Source organism: Lacisediminihabitans sp. (assembly GCF_043726815.1).
Taxonomy (GTDB): domain Bacteria; phylum Actinomycetota; class Actinomycetes; order Actinomycetales; family Microbacteriaceae; genus Lacisediminihabitans.
Genome location: NZ_JAYSJZ010000045.1, coordinates 83,977 through 98,430, shown reverse-complemented (window position 1 = coordinate 98,430; position 14,454 = coordinate 83,977). Strand labels below are relative to the sequence as shown.

Here is a 14,454-nt window from a genome sequence, read left to right as displayed (position 1 = left end):
GCGCGAGGGCACGTCACCACTCTAGAACGCGCCACCGACGCGGCGCCACGGACGGCGGTGCGGCCCGTCAGGGTCGAGCATCCACGAGGGCGGCGTCGATGAGGGTGGCGGCCGCCGCGCGGGCCTGGGCGGCCGGATCGGGGTCGCCGAAGATGCCGGCGGTGCTCTGGGCTCCCTCGGCGAGAAGTACGAGCTGGGGGGCGAGGGATGCCGGGGCGTCGGAGCGCTCGACGAGCCCGGCAACATAGCCCAGGAATTCGGCCTTGTGACGCCGCACCACCTCCGCGACGAGCGGCGCGGTTGGACCGAGCTCCCCGAACGCGTTGATGAACACGCAGCCGCGGTAGTCGCCCTGGCGGAAGCGGTCCTCAAGAAAGTCGAAGATCGCGAGCAGCTTGTCCCGCGGGGAGTCCACCCGTGCGCCGAATTCGATCACGCCCCACATCCAGGACCGGTTGAGGCGCACGAGCACCTGCTCCACGATGGCGTCCTTCGACGGGAAAAGTCCGTAGATGCGCTTGAGGGAGATTCCGGCCTCGTTGCGCAGGTCATCCATTCCCACGGTCTGGATGCCGCGCGCGGTGAAGAGACGCTCGGCGGCCTCGAGGGCGAGCTCGCGGGCGTCGTCGTCGTCCATCGCTGCCTCCCGTCCAGACTGAGAACCTACGTTCTCCAGTATAGCCGGGCAGTCGTCGGGACGTCCCCGTCCCGCGCCGACGGTCAGTCGGCGGGCTCGGCCGCCTCGATCGCGCGTTCCAGGCGCTCGACCTTGCCGGTGAGCTCACCGGTGTGCCCGGGGCGGATGTCGGCCTTCAACACCAGCGACACCCGCGTGCCGAACGCGCCGACGGCATCTGTCGCCCGCCTGATCACGTCGAATACCTCGTCCCACTCCCCCTCGATGGTCGTGAACATCGCGTCGGTGTGGTTCGGCAGGCCGGACTCGCGCACCACCCGCACCGCCGCGGCGACCGCATCGTGCACCGAGTCGCCCTCCGCGCCGCCGCTCGGCGCTATCGAAAATGCCACAAGCACGGTGACTCCCTCGTTCGTTCTGGTTGTTCGGTCTGGCGGTCGGTCAGGGACTTCGGTCCAGCGTGTCACCATCGGCTGCCCGGTCACCATCGGCAGCACGGGCGCGATCGACGGGCTTCCTGGCCGGGAACGGCCAGCTCGCCGCCGACACGGCCGCGTCGGACGAGGCGAACCACCGCTCGTCCCTCAGGCCGGGCGCGCGCCAGACCGCAACGAGGGACCAGCCCAGCAGCACGAAGACGAGGAGGTTCCGCGCGCTCAGCACCAGGAGCATGACGGCGTTGAGGCCGATGAGGTAGCCGTACAGGTAGGGATAGATCGCCTGGGTGAGCACCGCGAGCACGAGCACGACGATGGCGGGGGTGCGGAACGATCGGCCGTGACCCTCCCGGAGCGTGACGAGGCCGAGGATGACCGGAACCGCCAGCCAGGTGATGTACTGCGGCGAGCCGACCTTGTTCACCGCGATGAACGCACAGACGAAGGCGAGGGACAGGGCGGGAAGCACCTCGAGGGAGCGGGCGCCGCGGCGCATGGCGAGCACCGCCACGATGACCACTCCGGCCAGCACGAGGGCGAGCAGCGGTGTCATGAGCCCGCTCGCGGTGGAGACCCCTGGCCCGCGCACCTGCCAGGTGAGCAGCACCTGGTCGTAGTAGACGTAGACGTTCGGCACGTGCGCCCAGCCCGCCCAGAGCCAGATCGTGGAGACCGGCGCCTCGACCTGCAGCCCCCGAGCCGCCTGCTGGCCGACGAAGCTGAACACGTTGGATCCGGCGCCGAGGGCGAGGGCGGCCAGCACGATTGCGATGCTCGTGGCCACACTCACCGCGATCACGCGCAGCCGGGACCTGACCGAGATGACGATCGCGGCGAGCAGCGCGGCCGGCCAGACCTTGATCCACGTGGCGATCGTGAGCAGCGCCGCGGCCGCACCCGGCCGCTTCACCACCTGGAGCATGCCCACGATGGCGAGCGGAACGGTGATCGAGTCGATGCGCCCCAGGGCGATCGGGCCCAGCAGCAGCAGGAAGAGCACCCACCACCAGCCGACGTCGACGTGGCCTCGCTGCCGTCCCCAGCCCACGATGAACGCGAGGGCGACGGCGTCCAGCACCATCACGAGGCTGAACCAGGTGCTCGAGTAGAGTTCGGGCCCGAAGACGCGCGCCATCAGCATGGGCACGAGCGCGACGATCGGATAGACCCACGATCCGTCGATGCCCACCCAGTAGTGGGAGACGATGGCCTGGTCGGTCCAGAACTTGTAGACATAGCTCACGTCGCCGAGCGGCAGGCCGGGGCCGGTCAGGTTGACCAGGCCGAGCCAGAGGTGCACGAGCACGAACGCGATCCACAGCACGATCCGGCTCGACGTGATCTCGCGAACGGAGGATGCCCAGTCCGACCTGGAGTGTGCCGCGGAGCTCATGACTGCCCAGCGTATCGTGCGGCCCTCACCCGGCGTGTGGTGGTCGCCCTCACCGCCGCACGAGGTCGGCGATCACGCGCGACACGGCCACGGCGACATCCAGCACGACCAGGGGACCTCCCGCGCTCGCACGATCGGCCGCGAGACCGTGGACGACCGCCGCGGTGGCCGCGAGCCTGGCCAGCGCGCCAGGGTCTGCGGCGACCTCGGCGGAGTGGGTCGCGACGAGCGCGCCGAGGATGCCGCCGAGCGCGTCGCCGGCGCCCGCCGTGGCGAGCCAGGGCGGGGCGCTGGAGGCCACGATCCGGGAGCCATCCGGCGCGGCGACAAAGGTCTGGTGGCCCTTGAGCAACACGGTGACGCCGAGCTCTTCGGCGGCCCTGACCGCCCACGCGGCCGGGTTCGAGGCGACCTGGTCCTTCGTCGCTCCGACCACGCGCGCGAGCTCGCCGAAGTGCGGCGTGATCACGACGGGCCCTGCTGCCCGGCCGATCAGGTCGAGGGCGCCGGCGTCGATCACCGTCGGGTGGCCGTCGGCGAGCGTGGCCGCGAGCCGCCGCGACGTCTCCTCGTCGCGCTGGGCGGCATCCATCCCGGAGCCGAGCAGCCAGGCCTGCACCCGGCCGGGTGCGGTGACGGTTTCCGGCCGGCGCTGCAGCACGAGCTGTGTCGGCCGGTCGTCGCCGAGGTAGCGCACCATCCCAACTCCGGTGCGCAGGGCGGCCTCCACCCCGAGCACGGCCGCTCCGGGGTAGGCGTCGGACCCGGTGATCATGCCGAGCACCCCTCGCGAGTACTTGTCGTCGTGCGCCCGTGGCATCGCGATGTGCTCGCGAGCGTCGTCCGGCGTCCAGTCGGTGAAGGTGCTCATGGGTCTCACGATAGTTTGGATGGCGAACCCAAGGAGCGCTATGGCACTGACGATCCCCGACCGCGTGGTGGTCTTCGACTACGGCGAGGTCATCTCGCACAGCCCGAGCGAGCGCGACCGGGCCGATCTGCTGGCGGTGGCCGGCGTGCCGGACGAGTCGTTCTGGCCGGCCTACTGGGAGCATCGCGACGGGCTCGACCAGGGCACGACGAGCATCCGCGACTACTGGATGCTGGTGGCCTCCGATTTGGGCGTGGAGTGGTCGGAGGCGACGATCCACGAGCTGTGGGTGGCCGACTTCACCGGCTGGCTCAGCGTCAACCCGGCGACCTTCGACGTGATCGCCGACCTCCACGACGGCGGAACCCGGGTCGCCCTGCTGTCGAACGCGGGGTTCGACTTCGCGAGCCCGTTCCGGTTCTCCCCGATGGCCCGCTTCTTCGAGCGGATGTTCATCAGCGCCGAGCTTTCCACGATCAAGCCGAACCCCGACATCTACCTCGAGGTGGCCCGCGAACTCGGAATAACTCCCCAGCAAATGGTCTTCATAGATAACAAGCAGGTCAATGTCGACGGCGCCGAGGCGCTCGGCATCACCGGGCACCACTTCGTCGGTGCCGGGGAACTGCGGATCTTTCTCGAATCCCTCTCAGTCAGGTAGGCCGTGTCAACTCCCGCGATCTTCACCCCATACAGCATCCGCTCCGTCACCTTCCGCAACCGCCTGTGGGTCGCGCCGATGTGTGAGTACTCGGTGGAGAAGCAGGACGGAGTGCCCACCGACTGGCATCTCGTGCACCTCGGCGGCTTCGCGAAGGGCGGAGCCGGGCTCGTCATGACGGAGGCGACGGCGGTGACCGCCGCCGGCCGCATCTCCCCGCAGGACACCGGCATCTACACCGACGAGCAGCGCGAAGCCTGGGCCGGGATCGTCGCGTTCATCCACTCGCAGGGTGCCGCCGCCGGCATCCAGCTCGCCCACGCGGGACGCAAGGCCTCCACCCGCCGGCCATGGGATGCGCAGCACGGCAGCGTGCCGGCCGACGAGGGCGGCTGGCCGGCCGTCGCACCCTCCGCCATCGCCTTCGCGGGCTATGCGACCCCGGGGGCTCTCGATGCGCGCGGCATCGCGCGGGTCGTGGCCGACTTCGCCGCGGCGGCCCGGCGCTCCGTCGAGGCCGGATTCGACGTGCTGGAGCTGCACGCGGCGCACGGCTACCTTCTGCACCAGTTCCTCTCCCCGCTCTCGAACCTGCGCACCGACGAGTACGGCGGGAGCCTGGATAATCGGGCGCGACTCCTGCTCGAGGTGGTTCGCGCGGTGCGCGCGGAGGTCGGTGACCCGGTTCCGCTGTTCGTGCGGTTCTCCGCCACCGACTACGCGGAGCGCGGTCTCGACAAGGAGCAGGTCGCCACGGTCGCGGGCTGGGCGAGGGATGCCGGCGCCGACCTCTTCGACGTCTCGAGCGGCGGGCTCGTCTCCGGCGTCACCATCCCCCTCGAGCCCGGCTACCAGGTGCCGCTCGCCGACTTCGTCAAGCACACCTCGAGCGTGGAGGTGAACGCGGTCGGGCTGATCACCGACGCCCGCCAGGCCGAGGAGATCGTCTCGTCCGGCAAGGCGGATGCCGTGATGCTCGGTCGCGCGATAATGCGGGACCCGCACTTCGTGCTGCGCGCGGCGCACGAGCTGGGCGTGGAGCTCGACTACTGGCCCGCCCAGTACCTCCGCGCCAAGTGGCCCACCGCCTGACCACCCCCACCCCAACCCACCAGGAGAGCGGCCGGGCGCCCACCGCACCGTCGGCGATCGGCAAAGCCGGAGCACCCCCCGTTCCGAATGCGATCGGCGAAGCCGGAGCACCCCGTCAGCGATCGGCGGAGCCGGAGCACCCCGTCAGCGATCGGCGGAGCCGGGGCGGCAGGGCTCGGGGTTCGGCGGGCATCTTTGGGCGGAGCCCTGCCGCCCCGGCTCCGCGAACCGGAACGCAAATCCGGAACGCAAATCCGGAACGCTGATCCGGCACGAGATCCCGGAACGAGATACTAGCGACGCCGAGTCGCGTCCTGCACCTCTCCGACCAGCTCTTCGATGATGTCCTCGAGGAACAGCACCCCCCGGGTGGCCCCGGTCTCGTCGAACACCCGGGCGAGGTGCACCCCAGAGCGGCGCATGGCCGCGAGGGCGTCCTCGAGATCGGTGCCGCGGAAGATCGAGATGAGCTGGCGGATGCGCTTGGGCGGCACCGGCTCGGTGAACTCCACCGGGTCCTCCAGGTCGAGCACGTCCTTGAGGTGAAGGTAGCCCGTGGGTTCGCCCTCGTCGTTGACGAGCACGTAGCGGGAGAATCCGCTTCGGGCCACCGCGCGCTCCACCTCCTTGGGCGTCGCCGCCTCGGAGAGGCTCACGAGATCCGGCATGCCGACGGCGATGTCCTTCACCTTCTTGGCGCTGAACTCGAAGGCGGCGTTGAGCGCCCCGATGCTGTCGGTGAGCACGCCCTCCTTGGTGGACTGGGCGACGATGTTGGCCACCTCATCCACGGTGAACGCGCTGTTCGCCTCGTTCTTCGGTTCGACCCTGAACAGCCGGAGGAATCCGTTCGCGGAGTGGTTGAGCCCGGAGATTATCGGCCGGAACACCATGGACAGGAACACGAGCGGCGGCGCGAGGATGAGGGCGGCGCGGTCCGGAACCGAGAAGGAGAGGTTCTTGGGCACCATCTCGCCGAACACCACGTGCAGGAACGACACGGCAATGAGCGCGATGACGAAACCGATCGTGCCGATCACCTCCTCCGGCCAGCCGGTGAGTCGGAGGGGACCCTCGAGGAGGTGGTGGATCGCCGGCTCAGACACGTTCAAAATGAGCAGCGAACACACGGTGATTCCGAGCTGGCTGGTCGCGAGCATGAGGGTGGCGTGTTCTATGGCGTACAGGGTCGACTTCGCCGCCCGGCTGCCCGCCTCGGCGCGCGGCTCGATCTGCGACCGCCTGGCCGAGATCACGGCGAACTCCGCGCCGACGAAGAAGGCGTTGACCAGCAGCAGTCCGGCCAGCCACGCGATTCCCGCCCAGTCGCTCATGCGCGAACACCGCCCTCGGCCGCACCGTCGTCGTCGATCGCGGTGGGGGTGTACCGCACCCGGTCGATGCGTCGGCCGTCCATCCGCTCCACCCGGAACTCGCCGCCGTCGACCGCCACGACGTCGCCGACCAGCGGGAGTCGCCCGAGCTCGCTCATGATGAAGCCGCCCACGGTCTCGTACGGGCCGTCCTCCGGCACCACGACATCCGCGCGCTCCAGCAGCTCGTCGGGACGGAGGATTCCGGGGAAGGTGAGCCAGTCCCGGGATCGCACGACGCCCGCGCGGGTGCGGTCGTGCTCGTCGGACACCTCGCCCACGAGCTCCTCCACGAGGTCCTCGAGGGTGACGACGCCGGCGGTGCCTCCGTACTCGTCGACGACCACGGCCATCTGGTAGCCGCGGCCGCGAAGCTCGCCGAGCAGAATGTCGAGTTTCATGGTTTCCGGCACCCGCAGCGCCTCGGTCTGCAGCGCTGACACCGGCACGTCGGCACGCCGGCCCCGGGGCACGGCCATCGCCTGCTTCACGTGAACGAGGCCCACGACGTCGTCGATGCCGTCATCGACGACGGGGAATCGGGAGAAGCCGGTGCTGCGCGCGAGCTCGAGCACCGTCTGCGCCGGATCTCCCCGCTCCACGCTCGACACCCTGGGCCGCGGCGTCATCACGTCGGCCGCGATGTGCTCGCTGAACACGAGTGTGCGGGCGAGCAGGGTCGCCGTGTCACGGTCCATGCTGCCCTCGGTCGCCGATCGGCGCACGAGGGAACGCAGTTCCTCCGCGGTGCGTGCGGAAGAGAGCTCCTCCTTCGGCTCGATGCCCACGGCGCGCAGCATGAGGTTGGCCGTGTTGTTGAGCACGGTGACGAAGGGCCGGAACACCGTGGTGAAGCCCACCTGGAAGGGGATCACGAGCTTGGCGGTGGGTAGCGGAAGCGCGAGCGCGAAGTTCTTGGGCACGAGTTCGCCGATGATCATCGAGACGAGCGTGGCTATCGCCACCGCGGCGATCGAGGCGACGACGGTGATCACGCCCTTCGGCCAGCCGATCGCGGTGAGCGGGGCCACCAGGAGCGAGCTGATCGCCGGCTGCATGGTGTACCCGGTGAGGAGGGTGGTCAGAGTGATGCCGAGCTGCGCGCTGGAGAGGTGGGTGGAGGTGACCTTGAGCGCGCCGATGGTGAGGCCGAGGTTCTTCTCGCCGCGCGCGGCCCGCGACTCCAGATCCGGGCGGCTGAGGTTGACGAGCGAGAACTCCGAGGCGACGAAGAAACCGGTGCCGACGGTCAGGAGCAGGCCGATGCCCAGCATGATCAGCTCATACACGGGACTGCCTGACATCGGTCTGGCCGGCACGGCGCCTGGAGGGAGGGTCGTCCATTATTCGCTCAAGTGTACTGGAGAGAACCCGGCGTTCTCCCGGTCGTCGCCGCCGCCGCGGTCGGCGTCACCAGGAGACCGGGAGCGCCTTGCCCTCCTCGTAGCCGGCCGCCGACTGGATGCCGACGAGGGCACGCTCGCGGAACTGGCCGAGGTCGGACGCCCCGGCGTAGGTGAACGAGCTGCGCAGCCCGGCCGTGATCATGTCGACGAGGTCTTCCACCGAGGGACGCAGCGGGTCGAGGTAGATCCTCGACGAGGAGATGCCCTCGGCGAAGAGCTCCTTGCGAGCCAGCTCGTACGGGTCGAGCCTGTCGAAGCGGTCGTGCACAGCCTTGGTGGAGGCCATCCCCCAGCTGTCCTTGTACAGTTCGCCGTCCTCGTCCGTCTCGATGAAGCCCGGGGCCTCGATCGTGCCGGCGAACCAGGAGCCGATCATGACCGAGGATGCGCCGGCCGCGAGCGCGAGCGCGACGTCCCGCGGGTAGCGCACCCCGCCATCCGCCCAGACGTGCGCCCCGAGCTCGCGGGCCGCCGCCGCCGTCTCGAGCACGGCGGAGAACTGCGGACGCCCGACGGCGGTCATCATGCGGGTCGTGCACATGGCGCCCGGGCCCACTCCCACCTTGACGATGTTGGCGCCCGCGGAGACGAGGTCCTTCACCCCGGCGGTGGTCACGACGTTGCCGGCCACGATCGGCAGCCCGAGGTCGAGGGCGGCGACGGCCTCGATCGCGCGCAGCATGCCGGCCTGGTGGCCGTGGGCGGTATCGAGCACGAGGATGTCGACCCCGGCGGCCGCGAGCGCCTTCGCCCTTCTGGCGACATCCCCGTTGATGCCGAGCGCGGCGGCGACCCGCAGGCGGCCGTGCGAGTCGAGCGCCGGCGTGTACAGAGTCGAGCGGAGCGCGCTCGTGCGGCTGAGGGTGCCCACGATGGCCCCGTGGTGCAGCACGGGGGCGAATTCGAGATCGGCCGCGACCATCAGGTCGAAGGCGGCCCGGGCATCGGTCACGTCGTCGGCGTCGATCGACGTCAGTCGCCCGGTCAGCAGGTCGCCGAGCGGGGTCTCGGGAAGCACGGTGTCGAGGCGCGCGGCGGAGATGCAGCCCAGGTACACCCCGCTCGAGTCCTTGATCACGATGCCGTGCCCCTCGAGGGCCGGAATCTGGCGCAGGGCGTCGGCGACGAGTTGATCCGGCCGGAGCACGAGCGGAGTGTCGAACGCCACCGGCTGCTCCTTCACCCAGCGGATGGCCGCGTCGAGGTCCTGCAGATGCAGGTCTTGAGGCAGCACGCCCAGCCCGCCGCGACGGGCGAGGGTCGCCGCGATGCGCGGCCCGGTGACCGAGTTCATGTTGGCCGAAATGACCGGGATGGTCGCCCCGGTGCCGTCTCCCGGGGCGAGTGAGACGGCGAGCCGACTTCCCACATCGGAGTGGCTGGGCACCAGGAACACGTCTGAGTATGTGAGGTCGTGGCTGGGCGTCGTCTCGTAAAACTCCATGAAAATAAAGGTAATCCCTTGGAGGCGCGGTCGGTGTGGCCGATCGAAAGTGATTAAGCTTGACGAGTGTGTGGCCAGCGAAGGCCGACACCCGGTCCAACAGTGACAACGGACAGCGACGGTTAAGAGAGTGGGCGGTGGGCTGTGTCTAGCCAAGTGACCGGACTTGCAGCGGAGGACGGATCCTCGGGCGAGTTCGGAGCCAACGAATGGCTCGTTGACGAGATGTACGAACGATTCATCGTCGACAAGAATTCGGTGGACCAGTCATGGTGGCCGATTCTGGAGAGCTACCACCAACTGACGACCGAGGCACCGACCGCGGACCCGGCCCAGGCCGAGACCACGGAACAGCCGGTCGCAGAGCCCGTCGCCGAGCAGCCGGTCGCCGAAGAGCCCGTCGCCGAGCAGCCGGTCACCGAGCAGCCAGTCACCGCAGAGCCCCAGATTCCCGAGACCGTCGTCGAGGCGGCGAAGGCACCGGATGCCGCCCCCGAGGCACTTCAGACCCCGGTCCAGGAGGCCCCGGCCCAAGAGACCCCGGTCGAGGAACCCACGGCCTCGAACGTCGCGCCGGCCACCCAGCCGATCGCCCGCACCACCTCCATCCAGCCGAAGCCGCAGCCGATCCCGGCGCAGGCGCCGGCCTCTGCCGCCCAGGCTCCCGTGGTCGCCGAAGACACCGAGGCGGGCGAGCCGCAGGATGTCGTCTCCACCCTCAAGGGCATGTCCAAGTCGCTGGCCGCGAACATGGACGCCAGCCTCACGGTCCCCACCGCGACGAGCGTGCGCACCATCCCGGCCAAGCTCATGATCGACAACCGCATCGTGATCAACAACCACCTCAAGCGTGCCCGCGGCGGCAAGGTGTCGTTCACCCACCTCATCGCCTGGGCGATCGTCAAGACGCTCAAGGAGTTCCCGAGCCAGAACGTCTACTACGAGGAGAAGGACGGCAAGCCCTCTGTCGTCGCGCCGGCGCACATCAACCTCGGCATCGCGATCGACCTGCCGAAGCCCGACGGCACCCGCGCCCTCCTGGTGCCGGGCATCAAGCGCACCGAGGAGATGGGATTCAACGAATTCCTCGCCGGGTATGAAGACGTGGTCAGCCGCGCGCGCGCCAACAAGCTGACCGCCCCGGACTTCCAGGGCAACACCATCTCGCTGACCAACCCCGGCGGCATCGGCACCGAGCACTCCGTGCCGCGCCTCATGCGCGGCGCCGGCTGCATCGTGGGAGCCGGCGCGCTGGAGTATCCGGCGGAGTTCCAGGGCATGTCCCAGGTCACGCTCGCCGAGCTCGGCATCGGCAAGACCATCACCCTCACCTCCACCTACGACCACCGGGTGATCCAGGGCGCGGGCTCCGGCGAGTTCCTCAAGAAGGTGCACGAGCTGCTGATCGGCGAGCGCGGCTTCTACGAGGACATCTTCTCCGACCTGCGCATCCCGTACGAGCCCATCCACTGGGCCTCGGACATCCACGTGGACCTCGCCAACCAGGTCGGCAAGACGGCCCGCGTGCAGGAGCTCATCAACTCCTTCCGCGTGCGCGGCCACCTCATGGCGGACATCGACCCGCTGGAGTACCGCCAGCGCTCGCACCCCGACCTCGACATCTCCAGCCACGGCCTCACCTTCTGGGACCTGGACCGCGAGTTCGTCACCGGCGGATTCGGCGGCAAGAAGTCCGCCCACCTGCGCGAGATCCTCGGCGTGCTGCGCGACTCGTACGTGCGCACCATCGGCATCGAGTACATGCACATCCAGGACCCGGAGCAGCGACGCTGGATCCAGGAGCACGTGGAGCAGGCGTACACGAAGCCGACCAAGGACGCCCAGCTTCGGGTTCTCGGCAAGCTCAACGAGGCCGAGGCGTTCGAGACCTTCCTGCAGACCAAGTACGTGGGCCAGAAGCGCTTCAGCCTCGAGGGTGGCGAGTCCACTATCGCCCTGCTCGACGCGATCCTGCAGGGCGCGGCGGATGCCGACCTCGACGAGGTCGCCATCGGCATGGCCCACCGCGGCCGCCTCAACGTGCTCACCAACATCGCGGGCAAGACCTACGGGCAGATCTTCCGCGAGTTCGAGGGCACCCAGGACCCGCGCACGGTGCAGGGCTCCGGCGATGTGAAGTACCACCTCGGCACGGAGGGCACGTTCACCAGCGCCAACGGCGACCAGATCCCGGTCTACATCGCGGCGAACCCCTCCCACCTCGAGGCCGTCGACGGCGTGCTCGAGGGAATCGTGCGGGCCAAGCAGGACCGCAAGCCGATCGGCACGTTCACCGTGCTGCCGATCATGGTCCACGGCGACGCGGCGATGGCGGGCCAGGGCATCGTGGCGGAGATCCTGCAGATGTCGCAGCTGCGCGCCTACCGCACCGGCGGCACCGTGCACGTGAACATCAACAACCAGGTCGGCTTCACGACTCCCCCCGGGGAGGGTCGTACGTCGATCTACTCCACGGACGTGGCCAAGACCATCCAGTCGCCGATCTTCCACGTGAACGGCGACGACCCGGAGGCCGTGGTGCGCGTCGCGGAGCTCGCCTTCGCGTACCGCCAGCGGTTCCACCGCGACGTGGTCATCGACCTCATCTGCTACCGCCGCCGCGGCCACAACGAGGGCGACGACCCCTCGATGACGCAGCCGCTCATGTACAACCTGATCGAGGCGAAGCGCTCGGTGCGCACCCTCTACGTCGAGGCCCTCATCGGTCGCGGCGACATCACCCAGGAGGAGTACGAGGCGGCCCACGCCGACTTCCAGGACCGCCTGGAGCGCGCGTTCGCCGAGACCCACGCGGCCCAGACCGGCTCGATGCCGATCATCGTCCAGGACGGCAATGCCGTCGCCGACCTCGAGCGCCCGGAGTCCCAGCAGGATGACGCGGCCGGAGAGCCGACGTCGACCGCCGTCAACGAGAGCGTCATCTCGCTCATCGGCGACGCCCACGACAACCCGCCGGTCGGCTTCTCGGTGCACCCCAAGCTGCAGCAGCTGCTCAAGAAGCGCTTCGACATGAGCCGCAACGGCTCGATCGACTGGGCCTTCGGCGAGCTCCTCGCGCTCGGCTCCCTGCTCATCGAGGGAACGCCGGTGCGGATGGCCGGCCAGGACACGAGGCGAGGCACCTTCGTGCAGCGCCACGCGGTGCTTCACGACCGGGTGAACGGCCAGGAGTGGCTGCCGCTCGGCAACCTCAGCGACAACCAGGCCAGGTTCTGGATCTATGACTCGCTGCTCAGCGAGTACGCGGCAATGGGCTTCGAATACGGCTACTCGGTGGAGCGGGCGGATGCCCTGGTGCTCTGGGAGGCCCAGTTCGGCGACTTCGCCAACGGCGCCCAGACCATCATCGACGAGTTCATCTCCGCCGCCGAGCAGAAGTGGGGCCAGCGCTCGAGCGTCGTGCTGCTGCTGCCGCACGGCTATGAGGGCCAGGGACCCGACCACTCGTCGGCCCGCATCGAGCGCTACCTTCAGCTCTGTGCCGAGAACAACATGACCGTGGCGCGACCGTCGACCCCGGCGTCGTACTTCCACCTGCTGCGTCGACAGGCCTACGCCCGGCCCCGTCGACCGCTCATCGTCTTCACCCCGAAGGCCATGCTGCGACTGCGCGGTGCGACGAGCAATGTCTCCGACTTCACCAACGGCAAGTTCGAACCGGTGCTCGACGACTCCCGCATCCGGGACGCCTCGGCCGTGCGCCGGGTCGTGCTGAACGCCGGCAAGATCTACTACGACCTGCTGGCCGAGGTGGAGAAGCGCGAGCAGACCGACGTCGCGCTCGTTCGGCTGGAGCAGTACTACCCGCTCCCCCAGGCCCAGCTCGACGCCGTGCTCGCCCAGTATCCGAACGCCGACCTCGTGTGGGCGCAGGACGAGCCGGAGAACATGGGGGCGTGGCCGTTCATCGGGCTCGAACTCGCCAAGCGGCTCAATGGTCGCTCGATCTCGGTGGCGTCTCGCCCGGCATCCGCCTCTCCCGCCTCGGGGTCTGCCAAGCGCAGCGCTCAGGAGCAGGTCGAACTCATCAACAAGGCGCTGACGATCGGCTAGCGGAGTGCTTGCGAACCCGACCGCCTCGTCATCGACGGGGCGGTCGGTTCGTTAAGTCGCGACTCGGCGCGAAGCCGAGTCCGGCCGCTGTCGCCGTGGGCTGCCGTCTAGCGGCTGGACTGCATTTCGCGCAGTCGCAGCAGCACCTGGTCACGCAGGTCTGCCGGCGCCTTCTCCTGGCACGCCTTCTGCACCTTGAGCGTGAGCGTCAGGCCCACGAGGTGCTCCTCGGTGCAGCCCGTGCAGGTCGCCAGGTGCTCGGCGATGTCCTGGGCGTCCTGCTCGGCCAGTTCCTGATGCAAATACTCTTCGAGTTCGGCCTTGGCCTTGTCGCAACCGCAATCGGTCATTTCTTCTTGCTCCTCGCAGTGGCGGGCCCCGCCGCCGAGATTCCGCGGTCGAGCGCGTAGTCGGCGAGGAGATCGCGAAGCAGGCGCCTGCCACGATGCAGGCGGCTCATCACGGTCCCCACGGGGGTCTTCATAATGTCGGCTATCTCCTGGTAGGAGAAGCCCTCGACGTCGGCGAAGTACACGGCCATGCGGAAATCCTCCGGGATCGCCTGCAGGGCATCCTTCACCGCACTGTCCGGCAGGTGGTCGATCGCTTCGGCCTCGGCCGAGCGGGTCGAGCGACCCTGCGTGACAGACTCGGCCCCGCCGAGCTGCCAGTCCTCAAGATCGTCAATCGTGCCCTGGTACGGGTCACGCTGCTTCTTGCGGTAGTTGTTGATGAACGTGTTCGTCAGGATGCGGTACAGCCAGGCCTTGAGGTTCGTGCCCTGCTGGAACTGGCCGAAGGCGGCGAACGCCTTGACGAAGGTCTCCTGCACGAGGTCGGCGGCGTCCGCCGGGTTGCGCGTCATGCGGAGCCCCGCGGCGTACAACTGGTCCATGAACGGAATGGCCTGGGTCTCGAAGAGCGCGCGCACATCCGCCTTGGCGTCGATCTCCGCCTGTGCGGTGGTTCCCGGCGCCGTCGTGCTCGGTGCCGTGCTGTTCGGCGCCGTCGTGTCTTCCGTCGAATTCGTCATCGCCGACAAGCTTACTTTGCCGGGATGTCGAGG

Annotated in this window: 12 protein-coding genes; 3 read left to right on the top strand and 9 right to left on the bottom strand. The window is 68.9% G+C overall.

All coding sequences use genetic code 11. The features are described from left to right. Positions 1–67 precede the first annotated feature (67 nt). The 4 genes from ACHZD8_RS05145 to ACHZD8_RS05130 form a co-directional block, all read right to left on the bottom strand. A complete protein-coding gene (locus tag ACHZD8_RS05145; RefSeq protein ID WP_394769084.1) occupies positions 68–637 on the bottom strand; it encodes a TetR/AcrR family transcriptional regulator in 570 nt (189 codons plus the stop codon). A gap of 83 nt (positions 638–720) precedes the next feature. Next, positions 721–1,035 carry an MTH1187 family thiamine-binding protein gene (locus tag ACHZD8_RS05140; RefSeq protein ID WP_394769083.1) on the bottom strand — a complete coding sequence of 105 codons (315 nt, stop codon included), beginning with the start codon at positions 1,033–1,035 and terminating at the stop codon, positions 721–723. Positions 1,036–1,078: 43 nt separating this feature from the next. Then, on the bottom strand, positions 1,079–2,467 hold the full coding sequence (locus tag ACHZD8_RS05135) for a glycosyltransferase 87 family protein (protein ID WP_394769082.1): 1,389 nt from the start codon (positions 2,465–2,467) through the stop codon (positions 1,079–1,081). Between the two features lie 49 nt (positions 2,468–2,516). Next, positions 2,517–3,338, bottom strand: coding sequence for an NAD(P)H-hydrate dehydratase (locus tag ACHZD8_RS05130; RefSeq protein ID WP_394769081.1), 822 nt, complete (start codon positions 3,336–3,338; stop codon positions 2,517–2,519). Positions 3,339–3,378: 40 nt separating this feature from the next. On the opposite strand from ACHZD8_RS05130, the gene ACHZD8_RS05125 reads away from it, so the two are divergent. Both ACHZD8_RS05125 and ACHZD8_RS05120 read left to right on the top strand, forming a co-directional pair. Next, complete coding sequence (locus ACHZD8_RS05125; protein WP_394769080.1) at positions 3,379–3,999, top strand: HAD family hydrolase; 621 nt, start codon at positions 3,379–3,381, stop codon at positions 3,997–3,999. A gap of 3 nt (positions 4,000–4,002) precedes the next feature. Beyond that, a complete protein-coding gene (locus tag ACHZD8_RS05120; protein ID WP_394769079.1) occupies positions 4,003–5,091 on the top strand; it encodes an NADH:flavin oxidoreductase/NADH oxidase in 1,089 nt (362 codons plus the stop codon). Between the two features lie 293 nt (positions 5,092–5,384). Here the strand turns inward: ACHZD8_RS05120 and ACHZD8_RS05115 are convergent, their stop codons facing one another. From ACHZD8_RS05115 to ACHZD8_RS05105, 3 genes are all read right to left on the bottom strand, one after another. Beyond that, positions 5,385–6,425 carry a hemolysin family protein gene (locus ACHZD8_RS05115; protein ID WP_394769078.1) on the bottom strand — a complete coding sequence of 347 codons (1,041 nt, stop codon included), beginning with the start codon at positions 6,423–6,425 and terminating at the stop codon, positions 5,385–5,387. Then, the gene (locus ACHZD8_RS05110; RefSeq protein ID WP_394769099.1) at positions 6,422–7,738 is read right to left on the bottom strand and encodes a hemolysin family protein; all 1,317 of its coding nucleotides are present in this window, start codon (positions 7,736–7,738) and stop codon (positions 6,422–6,424) included. Before ACHZD8_RS05110 ends, ACHZD8_RS05115 begins: the two co-directional genes overlap by 4 nt. Positions 7,739–7,874: 136 nt before the next feature. Next, entirely contained in the window at positions 7,875–9,314 is a 1,440-nt protein-coding gene (locus ACHZD8_RS05105; protein ID WP_394769077.1) for a GuaB1 family IMP dehydrogenase-related protein, read from the bottom strand. A 144-nt stretch (positions 9,315–9,458) separates the two neighbouring features. Here ACHZD8_RS05105 and ACHZD8_RS05100 point away from each other — a divergent pair, with 144 nt between their 5' ends. After that, complete coding sequence (locus tag ACHZD8_RS05100; protein ID WP_394769076.1) at positions 9,459–13,388, top strand: multifunctional oxoglutarate decarboxylase/oxoglutarate dehydrogenase thiamine pyrophosphate-binding subunit/dihydrolipoyllysine-residue succinyltransferase subunit; 3,930 nt, start codon at positions 9,459–9,461, stop codon at positions 13,386–13,388. Positions 13,389–13,495: 107 nt separating this feature from the next. Here the strand turns inward: ACHZD8_RS05100 and ACHZD8_RS05095 are convergent, their stop codons facing one another. Continuing rightward, entirely contained in the window at positions 13,496–13,738 is a 243-nt protein-coding gene (locus ACHZD8_RS05095) for an anti-sigma factor family protein (RefSeq protein WP_394769075.1), read from the bottom strand. Beyond that, positions 13,735–14,421 (bottom strand): sigma-70 family RNA polymerase sigma factor, encoded by a 687-nt coding sequence (locus ACHZD8_RS05090; protein ID WP_394769074.1) that lies wholly within the window; start codon positions 14,419–14,421, stop codon positions 13,735–13,737. Before ACHZD8_RS05090 ends, ACHZD8_RS05095 begins: the two co-directional genes overlap by 4 nt. Positions 14,422–14,454 lie beyond the last annotated feature (33 nt).

Bases quoted from the DNA above. Each gene is read 5' to 3' on its own strand.
- ACHZD8_RS05145 (WP_394769084.1), bottom strand. From the start codon at position 637: ATGGACGACGACGACGCCCGCGAGCTCGCCCTCGAGGCCGCCGAGCGT.
- ACHZD8_RS05135 (WP_394769082.1), bottom strand. From the start codon at position 2,467: ATGAGCTCCGCGGCACACTCCAGGTCGGACTGGGCATCCTCCGTTCGC.
- ACHZD8_RS05130 (WP_394769081.1), bottom strand. From the start codon at position 3,338: ATGAGCACCTTCACCGACTGGACGCCGGACGACGCTCGCGAGCACATC.
- ACHZD8_RS05125 (WP_394769080.1), top strand. From the start codon at position 3,379: ATGGCACTGACGATCCCCGACCGCGTGGTGGTCTTCGACTACGGCGAG.
- ACHZD8_RS05115 (WP_394769078.1), bottom strand. From the start codon at position 6,425: ATGAGCGACTGGGCGGGAATCGCGTGGCTGGCCGGACTGCTGCTGGTC.
- ACHZD8_RS05110 (WP_394769099.1), bottom strand. From the start codon at position 7,738: ATGCTGGGCATCGGCCTGCTCCTGACCGTCGGCACCGGTTTCTTCGTC.
- ACHZD8_RS05105 (WP_394769077.1), bottom strand. From the start codon at position 9,314: ATGGAGTTTTACGAGACGACGCCCAGCCACGACCTCACATACTCAGAC.
- ACHZD8_RS05095 (WP_394769075.1), bottom strand. From the start codon at position 13,738: ATGACCGATTGCGGTTGCGACAAGGCCAAGGCCGAACTCGAAGAGTAT.
- ACHZD8_RS05090 (WP_394769074.1), bottom strand. From the start codon at position 14,421: ATGACGAATTCGACGGAAGACACGACGGCGCCGAACAGCACGGCACCG.